This window comes from Streptomyces sp. NPDC045026, assembly GCF_056432625.1.
In genome coordinates, this window is record NZ_JBWKIS010000033.1 from 20,501 (window position 1) to 44,050 (window position 23,550).

Sequence of the window (23,550 nt, forward strand, 5' to 3'; positions counted from 1 at the left end):
ATGTACGAGCTCTTCAAGAACCTCGGCGCGTGGCTGGTCGACGGCGACCAGTGGGCGGGCCCCGACGGCATCGGGCACCGCCTCGCCGAGCACCTCCAGTATTCGCTGCTCGCCACGCTCATCGCGGCCGTCATCGCCCTGCCGCTCGGCCTGCTCATCGGCCACACCGGGCGCGGCGCGTTCCTCGCGATCAACCTGTCCAGCTTCGGCCGCGCGCTGCCGACCGTCGGCCTGGTCGTCCTCGTCTTCCTGGCGAGCGGCCTGTCGATGTGGCCGGTCTACATCGCGCTCGTGGCCCTCGCGGTCCCGTCGATCGTCACCAACACCTACGCGGGCATGACCGCCGTCGACCCGGAGGTCAAGGACGCGGCGCGCGGCCAGGGCATGCGCGGCCACCAGGTCCTGTTCCAGGTCGAGCTGCCGCTCGCGATGCCGCTGATCATGACCGGCCTGCGGCTCGCCCTGATCCAGGTCGTCGCGACGGCGACCATCGCCGCGTACGTCTCCTTCGGTGGCCTCGGCCGCTACGTCTTCGACGGGCTCGCCCAGCGCGACCTCGTGCAGGTGCTCGGCGGTGCCGTCCTCGTGGCGGTCGTCGCCGTCGTACTCGACCTCGGGCTCTCCGCACTGCAGCGCGCCCTCTTCCGCCACCGTCCCGCCAAGTCGGCCTAGGAGCACGCAAGATGAACCGCAGGACTGTCCTCGGCGGCCTGTTCGCCGCAGCCTCCGTCCCCGCGCTCGCCGCGTGCGGCGGCGGCATCACCTCTCTCGACGGCCAGGGCTCGGGCGGCGGGGGCGGTGGCTCCAGCAAGAACGGCGTCACCATCGGCACCGCCAACTTCACCGAGAACCAGGTGCTCGGCTACCTGTACGCGGCGGCCCTCGAAGCGGCCGGTGTGAAGACGAAGGTGCGCCCCAACCTCGGCACCCGCGAGATCCTCATCCCCGCCCTCAAGGGCGGCGACATCGACCTGCTCCCCGAGTACCAGGGCGCCCTCCTGCACTACCTCGACCCGAAGTCGACGGCCACCGAGGAGGGCGAGATGCAGAACGCCCTCGCCGTCGCCCTGCCCAAGGGCCTGCAGATCCTGCCCTACGGCCTGGCGGAGGACTCCGACGCGTTCGTCGTCACGAGCGAGACGGCGAAGAAGTACAAGCTGACCTCGCTCGCCGACCTGGCGAAGCACAACGGCAAGCTCGTCATCGGCGCCGCCCCCGAGGTGAAGAAGCGCCAGGTGGGCGCGGTCGGCCTGAAGGACGTGTACGGCGTCGAGTTCAAGGAGTTCAAGTCCCTCGACTCGTCGGGGCCGCTCGTCAAGGGCGCCCTGAAGAAGGGCGACGTCGACGTGGCGAACCTCTTCACCACCGACACGGACATCGTCGACAACCACTGGGTCGTCCTCACCGACCCCAAGAACCTCGTCCCCGGCCAGCACGTCGTCCCGCTCGTCGCCGACCGCAAGGCCGACTCGACGGTCCGCAAGGCGCTCGCGCGCCTGGGCAACGTCCTGACGACGGAGCAGCTCACCGAGCTCAACCGGCAGGTGGACAAGGAAAAGAAGGACCCCGAGGACGTGGCGAACGCGTACGCGCGCCAGCACGGGATCAGCAAGACGAGCAAGGGCTGAAGGAGAGTCGGATCATGGCCGAAGCACTCGTGGAGCGGCGCTCCATCGACGTAGTCCCCGACGGGGAACGCCACGGCACGGCGTTCTCGCAGTTCACGCTCTGGCTCGGCGCGAACCTCCAGATCACCGCCGTCGTGACGGGCGCACTCGCCGTCGTCTTCGGCGGGGACGTGGTCTGGTCGCTCGTCGGTCTCGTCGTCGGCAACCTGCTGGGCGGCGCCGTCATGGCGCTGCACTCGGCACAGGGCCCGAGGCTCGGCCTGCCGCAGATGATCCAGTCCCGCGCCCAGTTCGGCGTGCGCGGCGCGGTCGTCCCGCTGCTCCTGGTGATCCTGATGTACGTCGGGTTCTTCGCCAGCGGCAGCGTCCTCGCCGGGCAGGCGGTCGGTGAGCTCACGCACACCGGCGACACCACGGGCATCATCGTGTTCGCCCTGGTCACCGGCGCGATGGCGACCGTCGGCTACCGCGTCATCCACGCGCTCGGCCGGGTCGCCAGCATCGTGTGCGCGATCGCCTTCGTCTACCTCGGCATCCGGCTCCTGGACCGGGTCGACCTGTCCGCGCTGCTGCACGACGTGCACTTCGACGCCCCGATGTTCCTGCTCGCCATCTCGCTCTCCGCGTCCTGGCAGCTCGCCTTCGGCCCGTACGTCGCGGACTACTCGCGCTATCTGCCCCGCACGACCTCGGCGAAGGCCACGTTCTGGTGGACGCTGTCCGGGTCGGCGATCGGTTCGCAGTGGTCGATGACGTTCGGCGTCCTCGTCGCGGCGACCGCGGGCGAGAAGTTCCTCGACAACCAGGTCAGCTACGTGGTCGGGCTCGGCGGCGCCGGGATCATCGCCTCGTTCCTGTACTTCGTGATCGCGCTCGGCAAGCTGACCATCAACGTGCTCAACACGTACGGCGGCTTCATGTCGATGGTGACGAGCGTCAGCGGATTCCGGGGCCAGAAGGTCCTCTCGCAGCGCGCCAGGACCGCGTACATCGCGCTGATCATGATCGCGGGCACGGTGGTCGCGCTGGTCGGCAAGGACAGCTTCCTGTCGTCCTTCAAGGACTTCCTGCTGTTCCTGCTGACGTTCTTCACGCCCTGGTCGGCGATCAACCTGGTCGACTACTACCTGATCTCCAAGGAGCGGTACGACATCCCGGCCCTCTCCGACCCGCACGGGCGTTACGGCGCCTGGCGCTGGGACGCGCTCGCCGTGTACGCCGTCGGGCTCCTGGCCCAGCTCCCGTTCCTCGCCACGGCCTTCTACACGGGTCCGCTCGTCGGGCCGCTCGGCGGCGCCGACATCTCCTGGATCGTGGGCCTCGTGGTGCCGGCCGTCCTGTACTGGGCCGTGGCCCGGCGCAACACGGCGCACATCCCCGAGCGGACGCTGCGTGAGCCGGTGGCGGCCGAGTAGGGCCCGGCCCAGGGACAAGAGGGGGGCTAGCCCCACTGTCACGGCGGGGTTCGCTCCGTAACGTTGGCCGGTATGGAAGCCCGTGACGCCGAACTCAAGAAGGAACTCGACGCCACCCTGCACGCACGCAGGGAACTCGGCGAAGAGTACGAGTCCGCGCTGGTCGACTCGTTCCTGGACAAGGTCGAGCAGCGCCTCGACGGTGCCGTGGACCGCCGGGTCCGGCGGCAGCTGGCGGAGCAGCAGATGGTCGTCGCCCGGGGCACGCGCTCACCGCGCGGCGACAGCGACAGCTGGGGCGAGCGCTTCGGCTTCGGCATCGTCTCCCTGGTCCTCGCCATCCCGCTGTCCGCGATCGCCGTGGTCAACGCCGATCTGCCGGGCCTGCTGATCGCCTGGGCGGGCATCGTCGGCGTGAACGCGCTGCACGCGGTGCGGTGGATGCCGCGGTTCGGGGCGCGCAAGGAGCGAGACTCCTCGGACTGGGAGGACTGAGCCCCCGCGCGCGGGGGACGCCGCACCCAGCGGGGCGCGGCGCCGTCCCTGAGCGGGCGGGAGGGCCAGGAGGCTCAGACGTCCAGCTCCACCTCGATCCTCTTCAGCTGGTGGCGTGCCATCGCCAGGTTCGCGCGGCTCGAGTCGAGGACCAGGTACAGGAAGAGGCCGTTGCCGGAACGCCCCGACAGCAGGCGGATCAGGTGGTACTGGGTGCCGAGCGTGATCAGGATGTCCTCGATCTCGTCCTTGAGGCCGAGGTGCTCCATGGTGCGGAGCTTCGCCCGTACGACGTCGGTGTTGCCCGCGGCGGCCACTTCGAGGTCGAAGTCCTTGCTGCCGCCGATGGTGCCGAGCGCCATCCCGCTCGTGTAGTCGACGAGCGCGGCGGCGGTGGCGCCTTCGATCGAGGTGACGGCGTCCTTGAGGGAGGCTTCGGTGTTGGCCATGGTCGGTCCTTTCGAGGGATGCGCGTGTGCGGTGGAGTCGGTCAGGAAGCGGACGGGGGCGGTACGGGGCGTGTCGGCAGCCGCTGTTGCCGGGGCGACGGCCGTGGCTGGCGCCGGTCGGGCGCGGGCCGCGGTTCGACGGGTGTCAGAACGTCCGCCACGAGTTCGCCGATACGCGCCCCGGAGCGGCGGCCCTCCAGGTGCAGGCGGCCGACGCTGACCTGGTCGTCCGCGAGCAGCGTCAGGACGGCTGACGGGCCGGCCGCGTAGGTGGCCACATAGCCGTGCGTGCCGCGCACGAGGAGTTCGCGGAGGTCGCCGCGCCCCGTCGCGTCGGCCATGCGCAGGGCCACACCGAGCGAGGCGGCGGTGAGCGCGGCGAGGGACTCGGCCTCCACGCCCGGGGTGTCCTGGGCGAGGACGAGCCCGTCGACACCCGCCGCGAGCGCACCCGTGAGGCGGGGCATGCGAGCCCTCAACCGGTGCAGTTCTTCGAGGACTTCTGCCTCGGCCGTCATCAGCTGTCTCCTCTCGGCGCGCTGGCGGAGCGCGCGTCTCACAGGGCCTCCAGCGCGTCTCTGAGGCGGCGTAACAGGGCGACATCGGCGTCGGCCGACGCCGTGCCCGCCCAGGCGGGCACGGCCGGGGCGGACGGCAGAGGACGCGGCGCCGCAGCCCGTACGAGGCCGGCGGCGGCGAGTCTGCGCAGATCCACCAGGGTGTGGAAGGCGGGCCTGCCGAGGACGTGGGAGATGTCGGCCGCGGTGCGCGCCCCGTCCACCAGGGCGAGCACCGCGCGCTGGCGCGGTGGCACGGCGGGGCTGTGGCCGCCGCCGTCCCGTTCGAGGGGCGCCGTGTCGGTCGCGGCGTCGGGCCGGATGCCGTGCAGCAGCTCGCGCCGGCGCAGCGTCTCGGCCTCCACGGACGCGACGGAGACGGGGTGGACGGTGCCGAACCAGTGGGCGGCGCCGTAGCGGAAGCGGGCCGGGGCGCCGCTGGGCGCGAGGGCGAAGAACGCGGCGTCGTAGAGGGCGCCCAGGTGGCACAGTTCGAGCGCGCCGTCGGTGAGCCGGCCGCTCTCCACGAGGTAGCGGCCGACCCGCTGCCGTGTCCCGGCCGCGTCGACGGCCTCCCACCAGCCGTCGGGGTGCAGGGTGCCGCCGGTGGTGAGCAGGACGTCGATGCCGGGCGTCGCGGGGCTCTCGGCGTGCACGACCTGTCCGTCGGCGAGGTAGAGCGTGCCGCGGTCGCGCAGCAGGGCGCCGGTGGCCCGCTCCTCGGCGAGGCGGCGCAGCATGGGGGAGACTCCGGCCGGTGCCGTGGTGCGCCCCTCGGCCCTGGCCGCTGCCGTCGCGGTCACCCGAGCACCAGCCGGTCCGCCATCTCGCCGAGCCGGATGCGGGACAGCGCCAGGTTGCCCTGTTCCCGGTCGAGCCAGAGATGGAGGAAGACGCTGCTGTCGAACGTGGTCCGCACGAAGCGCAGCACGTGATAGCCGTCGCGGCTGGTGACGATGACGTCCTCGACCGGCGGCTCGCCGGCGGACCAGTCGGCGCCGCCGGCGGGCGCGAAGGCGCGGTGCTCGGCTGTCATCCGGGCCAGCTCGGCGGCTTCCGCGGCGGTCGCCTCGTGGTCCCCGTTCGGCGAGTCCCCGACGGTGCCGAGGGCGAGCCCGCTGGTCCAGTCGACCACAGAGGCACCCCGCGCACCGGGCAGCCGCATGGCTTCCAGCAGGCACTCGTCGATTCCGGGCACACCGGACTCCTCCCGTACGTGACGTTCGGCCGTGTGCACGACGCTACGCAACGTACGGAGGCCAGGTGAGGGTTCTGGCATTTTCCAGTGGAACATGCGCGGAGCTACTAAAATCCGCCAACCGGCTTGATATCCGCGGGAGTCGGGGGCATCGAGCGCCCCCTGCGGAAGCTCCCGCAGGTCCTTGCGCGCAGTGCGCGAAGAACATCAACCACCTTCCTCGTCCGATAGATTGATGGGCCATCAATTCATGACCGGCAGGGCGAGGGGACAGATGGTGCGGCACTTCGGTGAGCTGGAACGGGCGGTGGTCCTGATCGATCCCGCGCTGCCGGACTCTGTACGCGAGGGACTGGAGAAGATCACCGGCCGCACCGTGGCACGCTACGACGCGTCGTCCGCGCCGGATCCCGAGCAGCCCGTCATCCACGTGGGCCCCGTCCTGCCGGAATCGCTGCGCGGAGGTCGACTCCGCTGGTTCCACAGCACCAACGCGGGCGTCGACGCGCTCCTCGTCTCCGGAACCTGGCCCGAGGGCGCGCTCCTCACCCGCACCGTGGGCCGCATGGGCGAGCGGATCGCCCAGTACGTACTGGCCTGGATCCTCGCCGAGTGCCAGACCGTCCCGTCCTTCCTGGAGCAGCAGCAGCGCGCACAATGGCGCCGCATCCCCTCCGAACTCGCGGCGGGACAGCTCGCGTTGGTCTACGGCGCGGGCCGCATCGGCGAACGCGTGGCGGCGTATCTGCGCGGCTGCGGCATCCGCACCCTGAACGTCGCGCGGACCGCCCGCACCCTGCCGGACGGTGGAGAGGTGGTCACGGCCGAGACGGCCGACGCCCTGCTCGGCCGGGCGCGCTGGGTGGTGTCCGCCCTTCCGCTGACCGCCGGTACGGAGGGCTACTTCGGCGCCGAGCGCTTCGCCGCCATGCGCGGCGCCACATTCCTCAACACCGGCCGCGGGGCCGGTGTCGACCTGGCAGCGCTCGCCGCGGCCCTGGACGAGGGCGCGGTGCGCGCGGCGGTGCTCGACGTGCTGCGTGAGGAACCCGCCGCATCCGACGCCGCGGTGTGGCGGCTGCCGCGCACCGTGGTCACGTCGCACTCCGCGGGCATCACCGGGCCCGACGACGTGTGCGCCGACTTCGCGCTCTGCTGGGATGAGCTGCGCGCGGGGCGCACCCCCGTGCTCGCCGTGGACCCCGGCCGCGGCTACTGACACCCGTAAAGCCACACCCGCTGTCCCCCTACCCGCTGTCGCCACGGGCGTCAGTGGGTCAACCCGCCGTGGAGATGTATTGACTAGCTCTATTCATAGCGCCAGGATGTGAATAACCACGGCAACATTTTCTAGGAGGCAGCCATGTCAGGACCCCGCCCCGTACGAGCCCCGCGCGGTACGGAACTGAACACCCTGGGATGGCAGCAGGAGGGCGCCCTGCGGATGCTCATGAACAACCTCGACGCCGAGGTTGCCGAGCACCCCGACAAGCTGGTCGTCTATGGGGGCACCGGCAAGGCGGCCCGGTCCTGGGAGGCGTTCGACGCGATCGTGCGCACGCTCAAGACGCTGAAGTCGGACGAAACCCTCCTCGTGCAGTCCGGCAAGCCGGTCGGCGTGATGCGCACGAACGAGTGGGCGCCGCGCGTGCTGCTCGCCAACTCCAACCTGGTGGGCGACTGGGCCAACTGGGAGGAGTTCCGCAAGCTGGAGGCCGAGGGCCTGACCATGTACGGCCAGATGACGGCCGGTTCGTGGATCTACATCGGCTCGCAGGGCATCGTCCAGGGCACGTACGAGACCTTCGGCGCCGTCGCCCGCAAGAAGTTCAACGGCACCCTCGCCGGGACCATCACCCTCACCGCCGGCGTCGGCGGCATGGGCGGCGCCCAGCCCCTCGCGGTCACCATGAACGAGGGCGTCGCGATCTGCGTCGACGTCGACGAGACCCGCATCGACCGCCGCATCGGCACCCGCTACCTGGACGTGAAGGCCGACAACCTGGACCACGCCCTCGAGCTCGCGGTCCAGGCCCGTGACGAGCGCCGCGGCCTGTCCATCGGAGTGGTGGGCAACGCCGCCGAGATCTTCCCGGAGCTGCTGCGCCGCGAGGCCCCGATCGACATCGTCACCGACCAGACCTCCGCCCACGACCCGCTGGCCTACCTGCCCGTCGGCATCTCGGTCGAGGACTGGGACAAGGAGCGCGAGGCCGACCCGGCCGGCTTCACCGACAAGGCGCGCCACTCGATGCGCCTGCACGTCGAGGCCATGATCGGCTTCCTCGACCGCGGCGCCGAGGTCTTCGACTACGGCAACTCCATCCGCGACGAGGCCCGCAAGGCGGGCTGCGAGCGCGCCTTCGACTTCCCCGGCTTCGTCCCGGCGCACATCCGCCCGCTGTTCGAGGAGGGCCTCGGCCCGTTCCGCTGGGCCGCCCTGTCCGGCGACCCGGAGGACATCGCCAAGACCGACAAGGCGATCAAGGAGCTGTTCCCGGAGAACAAGCACCTGCACCGCTGGATCGACATGGCCGCCGAGCGGATCGCCTTCGAAGGCCTGCCCGCGCGCATCTGCTGGCTCGGCTACGGCGAGCGCCACCTGGCCGGTCTGAAGTTCAACGAGATGGTCGCCTCCGGCGAGCTCTCCGCCCCGGTCGCCATCGGCCGTGACCACCTCGACTCCGGCTCGGTCGCCTCCCCGTACCGCGAGACCGAGGCCATGAAGGACGGCTCCGACGCCATCGCCGACTGGCCGCTGCTCAACGCCCTGGTCAACACGGCCTCCGGCGCCTCCTGGGTCTCCATCCACCACGGCGGCGGCGTCGGCATGGGCCGCTCCATCCACGCCGGCCAGGTCTGCGTCGCCGACGGCACCGAGCTGGCCGCGCAGAAGATCGAGCGCGTCCTCACCAACGACCCGGCGATGGGCGTCATCCGCCACGTCGACGCGGGCTACGAGCACGCGGCCGACGTCGCGGCCGAGCGCGGGGTGCGGGTTCCGATGCGCGAGGGTGACGACGCGTGACGAGTTCTTCCTTCGGCGAGATGTGGCGCGACCTCGCGCCCATCGGCCGCAACGACGAGAGCGGCGGCTACCGCCGCTACGCCTGGACCGGCGCCGACACCGACTGCCGGGCGTGGTTCAAGGCGCAGGCCGAGTCCCGCGGTCTCACCTACGAACTCGACCGCAACGGCAACCAGTGGGCCTGGCTCGGCGACCCCGCCGCGGGGGACGCCGTCGTCACGGGCTCCCACCTGGACTCCGTACCGGACGGCGGCGCGTTCGACGGGCCCCTCGGGGTCGTGTCGTCCTTCGCCGCCCTCGACGAACTCCGCCACAGGGGAGTGGAGTTCACCCGACCCCTCGCGCTCACCAACTTCGGTGACGAGGAGGGCGCCCGGTTCGGCCTGGCCTGCGTCGGCTCCCGCCTCACCGCGGGCCGGCTCACCCCCGAGCAGGCGGCGCAGCTGCGGGACGGCGACGGCGTCAGCCTCCCGCAGGCCATGGAGCGGGCGGGCCACGACCCGGAGGCGATCGGGCCCGACCCCGAGCGGCTCGCGCGCATCGGCGCGTTCGTCGAGCTGCACGTGGAGCAGGGCCGCGCCCTGGACCTGTCCGGCGACGCCGTGGGCATCGCGAGCGCCATCTGGCCGCACGGCCGCTGGCGCTTCGACTTCCGCGGCGAGGCCAACCACGCGGGCACCACCCGTCTCGTGGACCGCCGCGACCCGATGCTGTCGTACGCGCAGACCGTCCTGGCGGCCCGCCGCGAGGCGGAACTCGCGGGCGCCGTCGCCACGTTCGGCAAGATCTCCGTCGAGCCGAACGGCGTCAACGCCATCCCGTCCCTGGTCCGCGGCTGGCTCGACTCCCGCGCCGCCGACCAGCAGACCCTCGACACGGTCGTCACGGCCGTCGAGAAGGCGGCCCGCGAGTACGCCGACGCGCACGGCATCGACCTGGAGACCGTGCGCGAGTCGTTCACGCCGGTCGTCGAGTTCGACCACGCGCTGCGCGACGAACTCGGCCGCATCCTCGGCACCGACGACCAGCTCACCGTCCCGGTCCTCGGTACCGGCGCGGGACACGACGCCGGAATCCTCGCGGACTCCGTGCCGACCGCCATGCTGTTCGTGCGCAACCCCACGGGCGTCTCGCACTCCCCGGCCGAACACGCCGCGGAGGACGACTGCCTCGCCGGAGTGAGCGCACTCGCCGACGTACTGGAGGGCTTGGCGTGCAGGTGACGTACTGGCTGGAGCATGCCTGGCTCGACCCGGAGGTCGAGCCGGGCGTGGTCGTCGAGGTGTCCCCCGACGGCCGCATCGCGGACGTGCGCACCGGCGTCGGCACCCCGCCCCCCGGCGCGAGAGTCCTGCGCGGTCTGACCGTCCCCGGCCTGGCCAACGCCCACAGCCACGCCTTCCACCGCGCCCTGCGCTCCACCGTCCAGGTGGGCTCGGGCACGTTCTGGACGTGGCGCGAGGTCATGTACGCGGTCGCGGACCGGCTGACCCCGGACACGTACCACGCGCTCGCCAGGGCGGTGTACGCGGAGATGGCGCTCGCCGGGATCACCACCGTCGGCGAGTTCCACTACCTGCACCACGCGCCGGGCGGCACCCCGTACGACGACCCGAACGCGATGGGCGAGGCCCTGATCGCGGCCGCCGCCGAGGCCGGCATCCGCATCACGCTCCTCGACACGGCGTACGTCTCCTCGGCCATAGGGGACAAGCACAGCGGCAAGGAGCCCGACCGCCACCAGCGGCGCTTCTCCGACGGCACCACCGAGGCGTGGGCCGAGCGGGCCACGCTCCTCAAGGACCGCGACCACGCACGCATCGGCGCGGCGATCCACTCCGTGCGGGCCGTCCCCGCGGACCAGCTCGGCACGGTCGCCGAGTGGGCGAGCACGCGCGGCGCGCCCCTGCACGTCCACCTCTCCGAGCAGACCGCGGAGAACGAGGCGTGCCTGGCCGCGCACGGCCGCACGCCGACCCGGCTCCTCGCGGACCACGGCGTGCTCGGCCCGAACACCACGGGCGTCCACAACACGCACCTCACCGACGAGGACATCGCCCTGCTCGGCGGCTCCGGCACGGGCACGTGCATGTGCCCCACCACGGAACGCGACCTGGCCGACGGCATCGGCCCCGCCGTCGCCCTCCAGAAGGAGGGCTCACCGCTCTCCCTGGGCTCGGACAGCCACGCCGTCATCGACCTCTTCGAAGAGGCGCGGGCGATGGAGCTGAACGAGCGGCTGCGCACGCGGACCCGGGGCCACTGGACGGCGGCGGCCCTGCTGCGCGCGGCCACGGCCGACGGGCACGCGGCGCTCGGCTGGACCGACGCCGGACGGATCGAACGCGGGGCGCTCGCCGACCTCACGACGGTGGCGCTGGACTCCGTACGCACGGCGGGCCCGCTGCCGCGGCTCGGCGCGGAGACGGCGGTGTTCGCGGCGTCGGCCGCGGATGTGCGGCATACGGTCGTGGGTGGCCGGCACGTGGTGCGTGACGGGCAGCACGAGCTGGTCGGGGATGTCGCGGGGGCGCTGACAGCGGCGATCGGGGTGCTGCGGGCCTGAACACGTCCTGGGGGGCTGCGCCCCCAGACCCCCGCGATCGCCCTTCGGGCTCGTCCTCAAACGCCGGACGGGCTGGACATTCCAGCCCCTCCGGCGTTTGAGGAGCGGGGTCCGGGGCGGAGCCCCGGGACTGTCGGGAAGGGGCGGGTTCGGGGAAGAAGAACAATCCACCCACGGAGAGAAACCATGACGAAGACCACCACCGCCCTCACCAACATCGGCTCACTCGTCACCAATGATCCGGCCCTCGGCGACGGTCCCCTCGGACTCGTCGAGAACGCTGCCGTCGTCATGGAAGGCGACCGCGTCGCCTGGGTGGGCCCCACCGCAAAGGTCCCGCCGGCCGACGCCACCCACGACGCCGAGGGCCGCGCCGTCATCCCCGGCTTCGTCGACTCCCACTCCCACCTGGTGTTCGCGGGCGACCGCACCCAGGAGTTCAACGCCCGCATGTCGGGCCGCAGTTACTCCGCCGGAGGCATCCGTACGACGGTCGCGGCCACCCGTGCCGCCACCGACGCGGAGCTGGAGGCGAACCTCACCCACTACCTCGCCGAGGCGCTGCGCCAGGGCACGACGACCTTCGAGACGAAGTCGGGCTACGGGCTGACCGTCGAGGACGAGGCGAGGGCGCTGCGCATCGCGGCGCGCCACACCGACGAGGTCACCTACCTCGGCGCGCACATCGTGTCGCCGGACTACGCGGACGACCCGGCCGCCTACGTCGCGCTCGTCACCGGCGAGATGCTGGACGCCTGCGCCCCGCACGCCCGCTGGATCGACGTCTTCTGCGAGAAGGGCGCCTTCGACGGCGACCAGGCCCGCACGATCCTCAGCGCCGGCAAGGCCCGCGGCCTGCACCCCCGCGTCCACGCGAACCAGCTCAGTTACGGGCCCGGGGTCCAGCTCGCCGTGGAACTCGACGCGGCGAGCGCCGACCACTGCACGCACCTCACGGACGCGGACGTCGACGCTCTCGCGAACAGCGGCACGGTCGCCACGCTGCTGCCGGGCGCGGAGTTCTCGACGCGCGCCGAGTGGCCCGACGCCCGCCGTCTCCTGGACGCGGGCGCGACCGTGGCGCTGTCCACGGACTGCAACCCGGGCTCGTCCTTCACGTCCTCGGTGCCGTTCTGCATCGCCCTGGCCGTACGGGACATGGGGATGACGCCGGACGAGGCGATCTGGTCAGCGACGGCGGGCGGCGCGCGGGCGCTGCGCCGCGACGACATCGGCCGCGTGACGCCGGGGGCGTACGCGGACCTGGCCCTGCTCGACGCGCCGAGCCACGTCCACCTGGCGTACCGGCCGGGCGTACCGCTGGTGTCCGCGGTCTGGCGGCGCGGCGTGCGCGCCGCCTGACCGGGCACACACGCCGCCTCCGCACGCACGCGCCGCCTCCGCGCCGAGTGCGCGGAGGCGGGCCGGCGTGACGGCTATTCGTCCAGCGTGAGGCCCTTGCGCAGGCGCACCAGCGTCCGCGAGAGCAGCCGGGACACGTGCATCTGGGAGATGCCCAGCTCCTCACCGATCTCCGACTGCGTCATGTTGGCGACGAAACGCAGGGAGAGGATCTTCCGGTCCCGGGACGGGAGTTCGGCGATCAGGGGCTTCAGGGACTCGACGTACTCGATGCCCTCGAGCCCGTGGTCCTCGTACCCGATGCGGTCCGCGAGCGCGCCCTCGGAGTCGTCCTCCTCGGGCTGCGCGTCCAGGGAGCTGGCCGTGTAGGCGTTGGAGGCGGCCATGCCCTCGACGACCTCGTCGTTCGTGATGCCCAGGCGCTCGGCGAGCTCGCCCACCGTCGGTGCGCGGTCGAACTGCTGGGCGAGTTCGTCGCCCGCCTTGGCAAGATCGAGACGGAGCTCCTGGAGCCGCCGCGGAACGCGGACCGACCAGGACGTGTCACGGAAGAAGCGCTTGATCTCGCCGACGATGGTCGGCATCGCGAAGGTCGGGAACTCGACGCCACGGCTCAGCTCGAAGCGGTCGATCGCCTTGATGAGGCCGATCGTGCCGACCTGGATGATGTCCTCCATCGGCTCGCTGCGGGAGCGGAACCGGGACGCCGCGAACTTCACCAGGGCGAGATTGAGTTCAACCAGCGTGTTACGGACATACGAATACTCGTGGGTGCCCTCTTCGAGGGACTCCAGCCGTTCGAAGAGCGTTTTGGACAGGGCCCGTGCATCCCGGGGAGCCACCTCGTCGAAAGGCGGGATCTCCGGCAGGCCGGCCAGGTTGTCGAAGGCCTCGTGTTCCGGTGGGGGTGTCGACGTCGACGCCTGGTCAGTACGCGATTCGTCGAGCCGGGGTGACATGATGTCCTCCATCGTTCTCGGCATATGGCTGCCGATGCCAATACGTGCACTGCGGTGTGCGGCGCCTCCGTAGCCGGCCGTGGTCGATAGCTGTCCTTACTAGGCCTACCCGCTTTTACGCTCCGCCCGCAAGTGCGCTATGTGGGTAAATGTCCGATTCCTAGGGGTTGTTCGGGTACCGGAGGGCGTAGCAAAGGCGTAGTGTTCGAGGGCGTCAATGAACAGCCACGACGGTCGAGAAGACTCGGAAGAGAGAGACGTCATGGACCGCGGGACAGTCGGCAGCGCGCATCGGGGCCGGCTTCTGGTCGAGGTGCGGGAAGAGGGCGCCAGCGCCGTCGTGACTCCGGTGGGTGAGCTGGATCACCACACCGCCGATCTATTGCGAGAACCCCTGGAGAGCTGCCTCACCGCCGGATTCTCACGGCTGGTGATCGACTGCTCACGGCTCGAGTTCTGTGATTCGACCGGGCTCAATGTGCTGCTCGGTGCCCGCCTCAAGGCGGAAGCCGCCGGAGGCGGAGTCCATCTGGCCGGGATGCTGCCCGTGGTGGCCCGGGTCTTCGAGATCACCGGCGCGGAGGCCGTCTTCACCGTCCACGAGTCGCTCGACGCGGCTCTCGACGACTGACAGGGCGCGTACGCAGGTGAAGCACGGAAGTTACGCGTCAGTTGTCTCTACGTGATCGAGGCGTTACCAGCGTCACACCAGCCATGCCGAACAAGTGGGTGTTCTCACGGATCGGTCGGGCAGGAGACAAGCTGGGTCCCACACCGGACCACGCCTCCACGGCGAATCTTTTCCACACATCACACGTCAAGAGTCTCGGTGAGGTGAAGTGCTGATGAGCGCCACCCGGCCTTACTCGCCGGGCGACCGCGGCCCGGAGCCGGAAGCCACCGGCGATACCGGTGGCACGCCAGGTCTGTCCTCCGCCGACGTCGGACGGACAGCCGGGCACCAGAGCCGCACGCTGAACCTGGTCGGGGCGGCCGGCATCGTCCCCCTGGCCCGTGACTTCGCCCGCGAGGCGCTGCACGCCTGGGGCTGGATGCCGGCGGACACAGCCGACCGGCGGGCCGCCGCCGAGGACGTCCTGCTCGTCGTCTCCGAGCTGGTCACCAATGCCTGCCTGCACGCCGAGGGCCCCGAGGAGCTGCGCATCTCCTGCGACAGCAAGGTGCTGCGCATCGAGGTCTCCGACCGGGGGGCCGGGCAGCCCGCGCCCCGGACCCCGCACCGCGCCGGCCGGCCCGGCGGGCACGGAATGTTCATCGTGCAGCGCCTGTGCATGGACTGGGGGGTCGTCAGGGCCACGGGCGTCCCCGGCAAGACCGTCTGGGCCGAAGTCGGAGCGCCCGCCTGACCGGAGGCCTTGGGGGGCTTGGGGTTACCCAGCGTTCGTATGTCTTTTCGCCCGCGCCGGATCCCATCGGATCCGGCGCGCACTTATGTCTTCCCTCGGCAAGGTCCCCGGCGTACCTTGAGCGCCCAATCTGATGTGCCGTCAGTAACTTGGCGCGTGCAACTCAGGAACTCCCGGCATGAGGGGAACTCGAGGTGTCGTACCGGACGTACCAGAAGCGAACGGCAGCGCTCGCGCTGGCCGCGGCCCTGGCCGGCTCCGGGGTGCTGATGGCCGCCCCCGCAGCCCAGGCCGATGTGCAGGACGTCAACTACCAGTGCAAGACGCCGATCGGGAACAAGGGAGCGGTCTCCCCGATCGACATCAAGGGCGTCAAGAGCGGCAGCGGCTACAAGATCACCATGTCCTTCCAGAAGGGCGTGTCGTCCAGCCCGGTGGAGCTCGGCAAGGGCGCGATGAAGCCCAGCGCCGTCATCAAGCTGGGCGGTGCGGAAACGGGCTCCCTGCCGGTGTCCGGACCGCCGAACGCGGAGGCGATCCCCGCCAACACCCCCATCAAGATCAGCGATCTGTCGGGCACCTACACGCCGGCGAAGAGCGGCAAGGTCACCTTCACCGCCGGTGTCCTCACCATCAAGGCACTCGGCACCACGACGACGTGCACACCCGCGAACAGCCCGAAGCCGTCACTGACCCTGGACGTCAAGTCGGCCGGGGGCGGCGGCACTTCGGGCGGCTCGACGGGCGGCTCCGCGAGTGCCCCCTCCGGCGGCGAACTGCCGCAGACGGGACCCGAGGACTCCGCGATCGCGCTCGGCACCCTCGGCGGCACGGTGCTGCTCGCCGGCGCGGCGGGCGTGCTGTGGCTGACGCGGCGCAACCAGGCGGCGCGCTGACCGCGGCGGCCCGCCCGTCCGACACCCGTACGCGATGACCTGGAGCCGCCGATGCCGTCCCCTCCCCGGGCCCGCGCCCGCCTGCGCGCGCTGTGCGGGGCCGCTGTCCTGCTGGCCGCAGTGGCAGGGGCGGTCCCGGCGGCCGCGTCCGGCACGGCGCCCGCCTGGTCCGTCACCCCGTCCGCCGGCGGCGGCACCAGGCCCGCGCAGGACGGTCGCCCCTACTTCTACGCGGAGGGGGTGCCCGGCACCGTGCTCCAGGACAAGGTGGCCGTCACCAACCCCGGCGACAGCCCCCTGACCGTACGGCTGCGCGGCGCCGACGCCGACAACACCGGCACCGGCGCCCTCTCCCTGCGCACGAAGTCGACCGACACGGGCGCGTGGATCACCTTCGCCCGGCGCGAGGTGAAGATCCCGGCGCGCACCCGCGCCGAGGTCCCCTTCACCGTCACCGTCCCGGCCGACGCCACCCCCGGCGACCACCCGGGCGCCGTCGTGGCCAGCGCGAACGGACGTGACTCCGGAGTCAGCATCCATCTGCGGGTCAGCGGCCCCACCCTCTCGGCGCTCACCGTCGAGCGGGTCCGGGTCGCCGGCGGCCGGATCTCGTACGACCTAGTCAACCGCGGCAACACCGTGCTGACGCCGAGACTGGCTGTGCGCGCCGACGGCGTACTCGGCCGGGCGCTCGACCGGCGCCCGCGCACCCTGCCGGTCGAGCTGCTGCCCGGCCGCCGCGTCACCCTCAGCGAACCCTGGACGAACACCCCCGCCCTCGACTCGGTCCGGGTGCGGCTCACTGTCACGGCCGGCGGCGGCGCCCACGACGAGGCGACGGCGACGAAGCGGTTCGTGCCGTGGGGCGGCGTCGCGGGGGCGGGCGCCGCTCTGCTGGCTGCCGGGGGAGGGGCCTTCTGGCTCGTACGCCGACGACGGCAGGCGGAGGACGGGGGGAACGGCGACCGCCCGGACCACCCGGACCACGGGACCCCAGAGAGCTCGGAGACCCCAGAGATCCCAGAGAGCGCAGAGATCCCAGAGATTTCAGAGATCCAAGGGAGTTGGTCATGAACCGCCGCCACCGCTGCGGGCCCCGGCTGTGGGCGGCAGCGCTCGTCCTGGTCACCGCGCTCGGCCTCGCCGCCCTGCCGCAGCAGGCCGTCTCCGCCGCCTCCGCCGCGGAAGGACCGGCCGTCACTCTCTCCAAGTCCCAGGCGGGGACCGGCGGTTCGATCACCGTCAGTGGCTCGGGCTGGCGCTCGAAGACGCTGCTCATGATGCTCATCTGCGGCCAGTCCGAACCCGGCAAGGGAGTCATCGGCGGCACCAACTCCTGTGCCAACGCCGACGGCCGGGCCGTCACCACAGGGTCCGACGGAACCTTCAGCAAGGAGCTCCCGGTCGCCGAGCCGCCCGTGCCCTGCCCGTGCGTCGTCCATGTAGCGACCGTCACCGGCGACAAGGCGCAGGTGGACGCGGTGCTCAAGGTCGCGGGCCACCCCGTCAAGGCCCTCCCCGCGCAGGCGGGTGCCGGGAAGCTGTCCGTCCTCACCGACACCCGGCTCGACGGGTCGAGCGGCGTCCTGACCTGGTTCGGCGCCCCGGCGACACGCACGTTCGTCTTCACCGTCGGCAACGTCGGCTCGGCCCCCCTCAAGGACCCGGTCTTCCAGGTCGGCACCTCCCACGGGGTGTTCGCCCCGCAGTGGGAGGACCAGCAGTGGCGCGGCACGATCGCCCCCGGCCGGAAGGCGCAGATCAAGCTGCCCGTCGAACTCACCTCGGGCGCGCACGGCAACTACCTCGTCTCGCTCAAGTTCGGCGGCAAGGTCCTGGCCGAGCAGCCGTGGGGCGTGGGCCGTCCCTGGGGGGTCACCCTCTTCTGGATCCTGCTCTGCGTCGTGATCCCGGCGGCGGTGTTCCGGATCGGGATGGCGGTCGTGGACCGCGTAAGGCCCCGGCGGTCCGGCGGGGCGGGACGTCACCGCAGCGGGCTGCGCCTGTCCGAAGTGACGGCGCGGCTGCCGAAGCTGACCCTCCCGGAATCGTCCCGCCGCTCCACGGACAAGGCCCCCGACCCCACCAAGGCTTCCGCTACTTCCACCTCTACTTCTACGGCCCTGCCCTGGTTCACCCCCGACACGGATCCGGGCGCACCGGCCGGTCAGCTCTCCGCACCGTCAGACAACAGCCCGACAACGAAGGGAAACACGTGAGCACCCAACGGAGAGTGAGCGCGGCCGGCGTCGCCCTGATGCTGGGCGGTGCGGGCCTCCTGCTCGCCGCCGCACCGGCACAGGCCGCCGAGGTCGCGTACAAGACCGAGTGCATACCGCCCGCGATCTCCGGCCTGCCCGCCGTGGAGGGCACGACCAAGGTGGAGATCACGGCGCCCGCCGAGGCGAAGGTGGGGGACGAGGTGGAGGTCGTCTGGAAGACGACCCAGGCCGCGTCCAGCAACCCGGATGTCCTCGACCTCGACAAGGACACGGTCCTGCCGACCGGCACGGTGAAGGTGGGCGGCGCGCAGACCGCGGACCTGGCGGTGGAGGGCACCCGCACCAACCCGCCGATCAAGAAGAACAGCCCCATGGTCCTGTCCGACATGAAGGGCAAGATCAAGCTGACGGCGCCGGGCGAGGTGACGCTGACCCCGGACAAGTACAACATCAACGTCAGCAAGCCGATCTCGACGGACACCAAGTGCTCGCCCAAGGAGACGGTGAAGCCCGGCGCGACCATCAAGGTCACCGACGGGGGCGGCGCCACCACGGGCGGGCTGCCCACGGGCCTCCCGACGGGCCTGCCCACCGGGCTCCCCACGGGTCTGCCGACGGGCGGCACCAGCGGTGGCGGCTCCAACGGCGGCTCCTCCGGTACGGGCGGCAGCGACACCGGCGGTAGCGACACGGGTGGCAGCGGCGGCAAGAGCGACTTCACCGGCAAGGAAGTCCAGATCCCGTACAAGTGCAAGACGCCCATCGGCGACAAGGACGCCACCTCGCCGGTGCAGATCAACGCCAAGAAGGACGGCGGGAACTACGGCCTGACGGTCCAGTTCAAGAAGTCCGTCATGGACAGCCCGGCGGACATCCCCGCCGACTCGGTCAAGCCGTCGATGGAGGTCACCCTGGGCGGCGCCGACAAGGGCACGGTCCACGTGGAGGGCCCCACGAACAAGGAGCCCATCAAGTCCGGTGCGCCCATCAACATCCCCGACCTCACCGGCACCTACAAGCCGGGCGCCGACGGCAAGTCGACCCTGTCGCCCGGAGTGCTCACGGTGAAGGCCCTGGGCACGACGACGACCTGCACCCCGTCGAAGACGGAGGTCTCCCTGGAGATCGACACGGCGGCCCAGCCGGGCGGCGCGGCGGGCGGCTCCGGTTCGGCCGGCGGCTCGGCGGGCGGCTCGGACACCTCCGGCGGCCTCGCGGAGACGGGCTCGTCGAACGACGGCATCCTGCGCGCCCTCGGCCTGGTCGCGGGCACGGTGATCCTGCTGGGCGGAGCGGTCTTCACCTTCCTGCCGAAGCGACGCCGGGTGGGGTGAGCTGAGAGGGCCGCCCTCACGTGGCGCCGCGTACGTACGTGCGCCGGGAAACGCCGAAGGGCCGCCCCACCGAATCCGGTGGGGCGGCCCTTCGTAGGTGTGCGGCCGAGCGAGAGCGACTAGCGCACGTCGCCCATCAGCTCCTTGACCTTCTTGCGGTACATGAACACCGCGCCGCCCGCGATCACCGCGAGTGCGGCTTCCAGGCCCACGACGCCCGTGCCGTTGAGGTCGACGCCGGCCGTGGAGAGCAGACCCGTCACCGCGTCGCCCGCCGTCACCGCGAGGAACCAGACGCCCATCATCTGGGAGCCGTACTTCGCCGGGGCCATCTTGGTGGTCACCGAGAGGCCGACCGGAGAGAGGGCCAGCTCGCCGACCGTCTGGACGAAGTAGATCAGGACGAGCCACCAGGGGCTGACCTTGCCGTCGCCCGCGGCCGTCAGCGGCAGCAGGAAGACGAAGAAGGAGATGCCGACGAGGGCCAGGCCGAGCGAGAACTTGGTGACCGTGCTCGGCTCCTTGCCCTTGCGGGCCAGCGCCAGCCAGATCATGGCGGCGACCGGGGCCAGCGCCATGATGATCACCGGGTTCACGGACTGGAACCAGGAGACCGGGAAGTCCCAGCCGAAGACGCTCGTGTTGGCGTGGCTGTCGGCGAAGATCGACAGGGTCGAGCCGCCCTGGTCGTAGATCATCCAGAAGACGGCGGCGGCGACGAAGAACCAGATGTAGCCGGAGACCTTCGACTGCTCGGTGCTCGTCAGTTCCTTGTCGCGCTTGATGCGGCCGAGGACCATGATCGGGACGATCAGGCCGATCAGCATGAGCGGGACCATCACCCAGTTCAGGGTGTAGGTGCCGGTGCCCACGACGATGCCGTAGAAGACGACGGCGATGAGCAGCCAGATCATCGACTTCTTCAGCGTGGCGGCACGCTCGGCGGCGTCCAGCGGCTTCGGGACGACCGAGGACTGCTCCGACAGGTGGCGGGTGCCGAGCAGGAACTGGCCGAGGCCGATCGCCATGCCGACCGCGGCGAGCGCGAAGCCGAGGTGCCAGTTCACGTTCTGGCCGACGGTGCCGATGACCAGCGGCGCGGCGAACGCGCCGAGGTTGATGCCCATGTAGAAGACGGTGAAGCCGCCGTCACGGCGCGGGTCGTCCGGGCCGTTGTAGAGGTGGCCGACCATCGTCGAGATGTTGGACTTCAGCAGACCCGAACCGACGGCCACGAAGAGCAGGCCGACGTAGAAGATGCCGTTCGAGGGGACGGCCAGCAGCAGGTGACCAACCATGATCACCGCACCGGCGATCGCGGTCGTCTTACGCGGTCCCCACACGCGGTCGCCGAACCAGCCGCCGGGCATGGCGAGCAGGTACACCGTCGAGACGTAGACGGAGTAGATGGCGATGGCCGTGCCCGCGTCGAGGCCGAGGCCCTCGGGAGCCACCAGGTACAGCGGGAGCAGGGCGCGCATGCCGTAGTAGGAGAAACGCTCCCACATCTCGGTCATGAACAGAGTGGCCAGACCGCGAGGGTGGCCGAAGAAGGTCTTACCGCCGGAGGGTGCCCCGGTGGATTCCTTCGTCAGGCTGGTCGCCATGGAAGTTCCTTGCTGGTACGGGTCGCGGGTCGTGGGTGACAGCGCGGCCAGTGAGGGGGGTGGCCGGCACCGGGACCTGCCGTCCTTCATCCCCACGCCCACAGGGGATCGCTCTCCGTGTACGAAGACGTGCACGGAGACCAGGTACGGAGTCCCGGGATCCACACCCCGTGCGCGGCTTCGCGTCCGGGGTCCGGCCCACAGGTCATTCCTTCAACGCTGGTGGTGACCAGCTCACACATGAAAGAGACCTTCGCAGCGCGGTGCGCTCAAAGGTCCTTCTTTAGTGCATCAGGCGTTCAGTCACCATACGACACGACAGTGCGGCATATGGAAGGACTTGAGAGATGGATCACAGGCCCTGACGGAACCGTTCGCGCGCATTCGAAGGCATCCCCCAGGTTCTCATCCCACAGGCGCAGGCCCGCCCGGCCAGGTCGCCGCCCTGGCGGATCGCCCCCCGGCCGCCTTCCGGCGCGGACTACCATCACTGCATGACCCGTGTACTGCTCGCCGAGGACGACGCGTCCATCTCGGAGCCGCTGGCCCGTGCCCTGCGCAGGGAGGGTTACGAGGTCGAAGTGCGTGAGGACGGCCCGACCGCGCTCGACGCGGGACTCCAGGGCAACATCGACCTCGTCGTACTCGACCTGGGGCTGCCCGGCATGGACGGCCTGGAGGTCGCCCGGCGCATGCGCGCCGAGGGGCACACGGTGCCCGTCCTCATCCTGACCGCCCGCGCCGACGAGGTGGACACCGTCGTCGGCCTGGACGCCGGCGCCGACGACTACGTCACCAAGCCGTTCCGCCTCGCCGAACTGCTCGCCCGCGTACGGGCCCTGCTGCGGCGCGGCGCCGCCGAGCCCCAGCAGCCGCCCGCCACGCACGGCGTCCGCATCGACGTCGAGTCGCACCGCGCGTGGATGGGCGACGAGGAACTCCAGCTCACCGCCAAGGAGTTCGACCTGCTGCGGGTCCTGGTGCGCGACGCCGGCCGGGTCGTGACCCGCGACCAGCTGATGCGCGAGGTCTGGGACACCACGTGGTGGTCGTCGACGAAGACCCTCGACATGCACATCTCCTGGCTGCGCAAGAAGCTCGGTGACGACGCCGCCAACCCGCGCTACATCGCCACCGTGCGCGGCGTCGGCTTCCGTTTCGAGAAGAGCTGACGTACTGGTACAGCTATGCGCCGCCGTCTGATCAACTCCACGCTCGCCGTCGTGCTCGTCGTGATCGCTGTCTTCGGGGTCTCGCTCGTCATCGTCGAGACCCGCACGATCACCAACAGCGCCCAGGAGCGGGTGGACTCCGAGGCGGTCCGGCTCGTCAGCATCGTCGACAGCCGGCTCCTCGGCGACGAACAGGTCAGCGGCGCGATCCTGGAGAACCAGGTCGGCCCCGACCGGTACGCCAGGATCGAGCTGCCGGGGCGCGCCCCCATCCAGATCGGGGCGCGCCCCGCAGGGGACGTCATCCAGGCCACCGCCAAGGGCGAGAAGGGCGAGACGGTCACCGTCGAGGAGCCCCGCTCCTCCGTCACCCGCGAGGTCGGCCGCACGCTGCTGATCATCGCCGGGGTGGCGCTGCTCGCCGTCATCGCCGCGGTCCTGCTCGCCGTACGCCAGGCCAACCGGCTCACGTCCCCGCTCACCGACCTCGCCTCCACCGCGGAGCGCCTCGGCTCGGGCGACCCCCGCCCGCGTCACCGCCGCTACGGGGTGGCCGAACTGGACCGGGTCGCCGACGTCCTCGACTCCAGCGCGGAGCGGATCGCGCGCATGCTGACCGCCGAGCGGCGCCTGGCGGCCGACGCCTCGCACCAGCTCCGTACGCCCCTCACGGCGCTCTCCATGCGCCTGGAGGAGATCACCGTCACCGATGACCTGGACACGGTGAAGGAAGAGGCGACGATCGCGCTCGCGCAGGTCGAGCGGCTCACGGACGTCGTGGAGCGGCTGCTCACCAACTCGCGCGACCCGCGTACGGGGTCCGCGGTCTCCTTCGACCTGGACGAGGTCATCAAGCAGCAGCTGGAGGAGTGGCGTCCCGCCTACCGCAGCGCGGGCCGCGCCATCGTCTCCTCGGGCAAGCGGCATCTGAAGGCCGTGGGCACGCCGGGCGCCGTCGCCCAGGTGCTCGCCGCGCTGATCGAGAACTCCCTCATGCACGGCGGCGGCACGGTCGCGCTGCGCACCCGCGTCACCGGCAACCAGGCCGTCGTCGAGGTCACGGACGAGGGACCCGGGGTGCCGGCCGATCTGGGTGCGCGGATCTTCGAGCGGACCATCAGCGGCCGCAACTCGACGGGGATCGGCCTCGCGGTCGCCCGCGACCTGGCCGAGGCGGACGGCGGCCGCCTGGAGATGCTCCAGACGAACCCGCCGGTGTTCGGCCTGTTCCTGTCGCGTACGCCGCTGAAGAAGGCGGCGCCGGGCGAGGGGACGGAGACGGTCCGCTAGCGGAC

General features: G+C 71.2%; 23 protein-coding genes. 17 read left to right on the forward strand and 6 right to left on the reverse strand.

All coding sequences use genetic code 11. The features are described from left to right. From AC07EJ_RS39875 to AC07EJ_RS39890, 4 genes are all read left to right on the forward strand, one after another. Nucleotides 1-672, forward strand: coding sequence for an ABC transporter permease (locus AC07EJ_RS39875; RefSeq protein WP_389477567.1), 672 nt, complete (start codon nucleotides 1-3; stop codon nucleotides 670-672). 11 nt (nucleotides 673-683) lie between these two features. Beyond that, nucleotides 684-1,628 (forward strand): ABC transporter substrate-binding protein, encoded by a 945-nt coding sequence (locus AC07EJ_RS39880; protein ID WP_389477565.1) that lies wholly within the window; start codon nucleotides 684-686, stop codon nucleotides 1,626-1,628. A 14-nt stretch (nucleotides 1,629-1,642) separates the two neighbouring features. Next, nucleotides 1,643-3,043 (forward strand): purine-cytosine permease family protein, encoded by a 1,401-nt coding sequence (locus AC07EJ_RS39885; RefSeq protein ID WP_389477563.1) that lies wholly within the window; start codon nucleotides 1,643-1,645, stop codon nucleotides 3,041-3,043. A gap of 72 nt (nucleotides 3,044-3,115) precedes the next feature. After that, nucleotides 3,116-3,538 carry a hypothetical protein gene (locus AC07EJ_RS39890; RefSeq protein WP_389477561.1) on the forward strand — a complete coding sequence of 141 codons (423 nt, stop codon included), beginning with the start codon at nucleotides 3,116-3,118 and terminating at the stop codon, nucleotides 3,536-3,538. 74 nt (nucleotides 3,539-3,612) lie between these two features. On the opposite strand, the gene AC07EJ_RS39895 is transcribed toward AC07EJ_RS39890, so the two are convergent. From AC07EJ_RS39895 to AC07EJ_RS39910, 4 genes are read right to left on the reverse strand one after another with little or no spacing between them, the layout of a single operon-like run. Continuing rightward, nucleotides 3,613-3,987, reverse strand: a complete 375-nt coding sequence (locus AC07EJ_RS39895) for a roadblock/LC7 domain-containing protein (protein ID WP_389477559.1) — start codon at nucleotides 3,985-3,987, stop codon at nucleotides 3,613-3,615. Nucleotides 3,988-4,028: 41 nt separating this feature from the next. Beyond that, nucleotides 4,029-4,505 carry a roadblock/LC7 domain-containing protein gene (locus tag AC07EJ_RS39900; RefSeq protein ID WP_329573056.1) on the reverse strand — a complete coding sequence of 159 codons (477 nt, stop codon included), beginning with the start codon at nucleotides 4,503-4,505 and terminating at the stop codon, nucleotides 4,029-4,031. Nucleotides 4,506-4,543: 38 nt separating this feature from the next. Continuing rightward, nucleotides 4,544-5,347 carry a transcriptional regulator gene (locus AC07EJ_RS39905; protein ID WP_389477556.1) on the reverse strand — a complete coding sequence of 268 codons (804 nt, stop codon included), beginning with the start codon at nucleotides 5,345-5,347 and terminating at the stop codon, nucleotides 4,544-4,546. Further along, a complete protein-coding gene (locus AC07EJ_RS39910) occupies nucleotides 5,344-5,742 on the reverse strand; it encodes a hypothetical protein (RefSeq protein WP_100597931.1) in 399 nt (132 codons plus the stop codon). The genes AC07EJ_RS39905 and AC07EJ_RS39910 overlap by 4 nt, the downstream gene beginning before the upstream one ends. Before the next feature lie 250 nt (nucleotides 5,743-5,992). Here AC07EJ_RS39910 and AC07EJ_RS39915 point away from each other — a divergent pair, with 250 nt between their 5' ends. The 5 genes from AC07EJ_RS39915 (at nucleotide 5,993) to hutI (ending at nucleotide 12,698) form a co-directional block, all read left to right on the forward strand. Next, complete coding sequence (locus tag AC07EJ_RS39915) at nucleotides 5,993-6,961, forward strand: NAD(P)-dependent oxidoreductase (RefSeq protein ID WP_389477554.1); 969 nt, start codon at nucleotides 5,993-5,995, stop codon at nucleotides 6,959-6,961. A 144-nt stretch (nucleotides 6,962-7,105) separates the two neighbouring features. Continuing rightward, on the forward strand, nucleotides 7,106-8,770 hold the full coding sequence (gene hutU, locus AC07EJ_RS39920) for a urocanate hydratase (RefSeq protein ID WP_389477552.1): 1,665 nt from the start codon (nucleotides 7,106-7,108) through the stop codon (nucleotides 8,768-8,770). A 20-nt stretch (nucleotides 8,771-8,790) separates the two neighbouring features. Next, nucleotides 8,791-9,993 (forward strand): allantoate amidohydrolase, encoded by a 1,203-nt coding sequence (locus AC07EJ_RS39925; RefSeq protein ID WP_389478070.1) that lies wholly within the window; start codon nucleotides 8,791-8,793, stop codon nucleotides 9,991-9,993. Further along, entirely contained in the window at nucleotides 9,984-11,336 is a 1,353-nt protein-coding gene (locus AC07EJ_RS39930) for a formimidoylglutamate deiminase (RefSeq protein ID WP_389477550.1), read from the forward strand. The genes AC07EJ_RS39925 and AC07EJ_RS39930 overlap by 10 nt, the downstream gene beginning before the upstream one ends. 186 nt (nucleotides 11,337-11,522) lie before the next feature. Next, a complete protein-coding gene (hutI, locus tag AC07EJ_RS39935; protein ID WP_389488372.1) occupies nucleotides 11,523-12,698 on the forward strand; it encodes an imidazolonepropionase in 1,176 nt (391 codons plus the stop codon). A gap of 74 nt (nucleotides 12,699-12,772) precedes the next feature. Here the strand turns inward: hutI and AC07EJ_RS39940 are convergent, their stop codons facing one another. After that, nucleotides 12,773-13,657 (reverse strand): RNA polymerase sigma factor SigF, encoded by an 885-nt coding sequence (locus AC07EJ_RS39940; protein WP_389488369.1) that lies wholly within the window; start codon nucleotides 13,655-13,657, stop codon nucleotides 12,773-12,775. 262 nt (nucleotides 13,658-13,919) lie between these two features. On the opposite strand from AC07EJ_RS39940, the gene AC07EJ_RS39945 reads away from it, so the two are divergent. The 6 genes from AC07EJ_RS39945 to AC07EJ_RS39970 all read left to right on the forward strand — a co-directional run bounded on the left by AC07EJ_RS39945 (nucleotide 13,920) and on the right by AC07EJ_RS39970 (nucleotide 19,476). Beyond that, complete coding sequence (locus AC07EJ_RS39945) at nucleotides 13,920-14,288, forward strand: STAS domain-containing protein (protein WP_383087002.1); 369 nt, start codon at nucleotides 13,920-13,922, stop codon at nucleotides 14,286-14,288. 214 nt (nucleotides 14,289-14,502) lie between these two features. Then, nucleotides 14,503-15,024, forward strand: coding sequence for an ATP-binding protein (locus tag AC07EJ_RS39950; RefSeq protein ID WP_389488366.1), 522 nt, complete (start codon nucleotides 14,503-14,505; stop codon nucleotides 15,022-15,024). Nucleotides 15,025-15,218: 194 nt separating this feature from the next. After that, nucleotides 15,219-15,920 carry an LPXTG cell wall anchor domain-containing protein gene (locus AC07EJ_RS39955; RefSeq protein WP_389488363.1) on the forward strand — a complete coding sequence of 234 codons (702 nt, stop codon included), beginning with the start codon at nucleotides 15,219-15,221 and terminating at the stop codon, nucleotides 15,918-15,920. A 51-nt stretch (nucleotides 15,921-15,971) separates the two neighbouring features. Further along, nucleotides 15,972-16,994: a COG1470 family protein gene (locus tag AC07EJ_RS39960; RefSeq protein WP_389488361.1), complete on the forward strand. Its 1,023-nt coding sequence runs from the start codon at nucleotides 15,972-15,974 to the stop codon at nucleotides 16,992-16,994. Beyond that, nucleotides 16,991-18,139 (forward strand): hypothetical protein, encoded by a 1,149-nt coding sequence (locus tag AC07EJ_RS39965; protein WP_389488358.1) that lies wholly within the window; start codon nucleotides 16,991-16,993, stop codon nucleotides 18,137-18,139. The genes AC07EJ_RS39960 and AC07EJ_RS39965 overlap by 4 nt, the downstream gene beginning before the upstream one ends. A 38-nt stretch (nucleotides 18,140-18,177) precedes the next feature. After that, nucleotides 18,178-19,476 carry a hypothetical protein gene (locus AC07EJ_RS39970; protein WP_389488381.1) on the forward strand — a complete coding sequence of 433 codons (1,299 nt, stop codon included), beginning with the start codon at nucleotides 18,178-18,180 and terminating at the stop codon, nucleotides 19,474-19,476. Nucleotides 19,477-19,595: 119 nt separating this feature from the next. On the opposite strand, the gene AC07EJ_RS39975 is transcribed toward AC07EJ_RS39970, so the two are convergent. Further along, a complete protein-coding gene (locus AC07EJ_RS39975) occupies nucleotides 19,596-21,083 on the reverse strand; it encodes a peptide MFS transporter (protein ID WP_389488355.1) in 1,488 nt (495 codons plus the stop codon). 494 nt (nucleotides 21,084-21,577) lie between these two features. Here AC07EJ_RS39975 and AC07EJ_RS39980 point away from each other — a divergent pair, with 494 nt between their 5' ends. Together AC07EJ_RS39980 and AC07EJ_RS39985 are read left to right on the forward strand one after the other, a co-directional pair. Next, entirely contained in the window at nucleotides 21,578-22,255 is a 678-nt protein-coding gene (locus AC07EJ_RS39980) for a response regulator transcription factor (RefSeq protein ID WP_362897580.1), read from the forward strand. 15 nt (nucleotides 22,256-22,270) lie between these two features. Further along, on the forward strand, nucleotides 22,271-23,545 hold the full coding sequence (locus AC07EJ_RS39985) for an ATP-binding protein (protein WP_389488352.1): 1,275 nt from the start codon (nucleotides 22,271-22,273) through the stop codon (nucleotides 23,543-23,545). Nucleotides 23,546-23,550 lie beyond the last annotated feature (5 nt).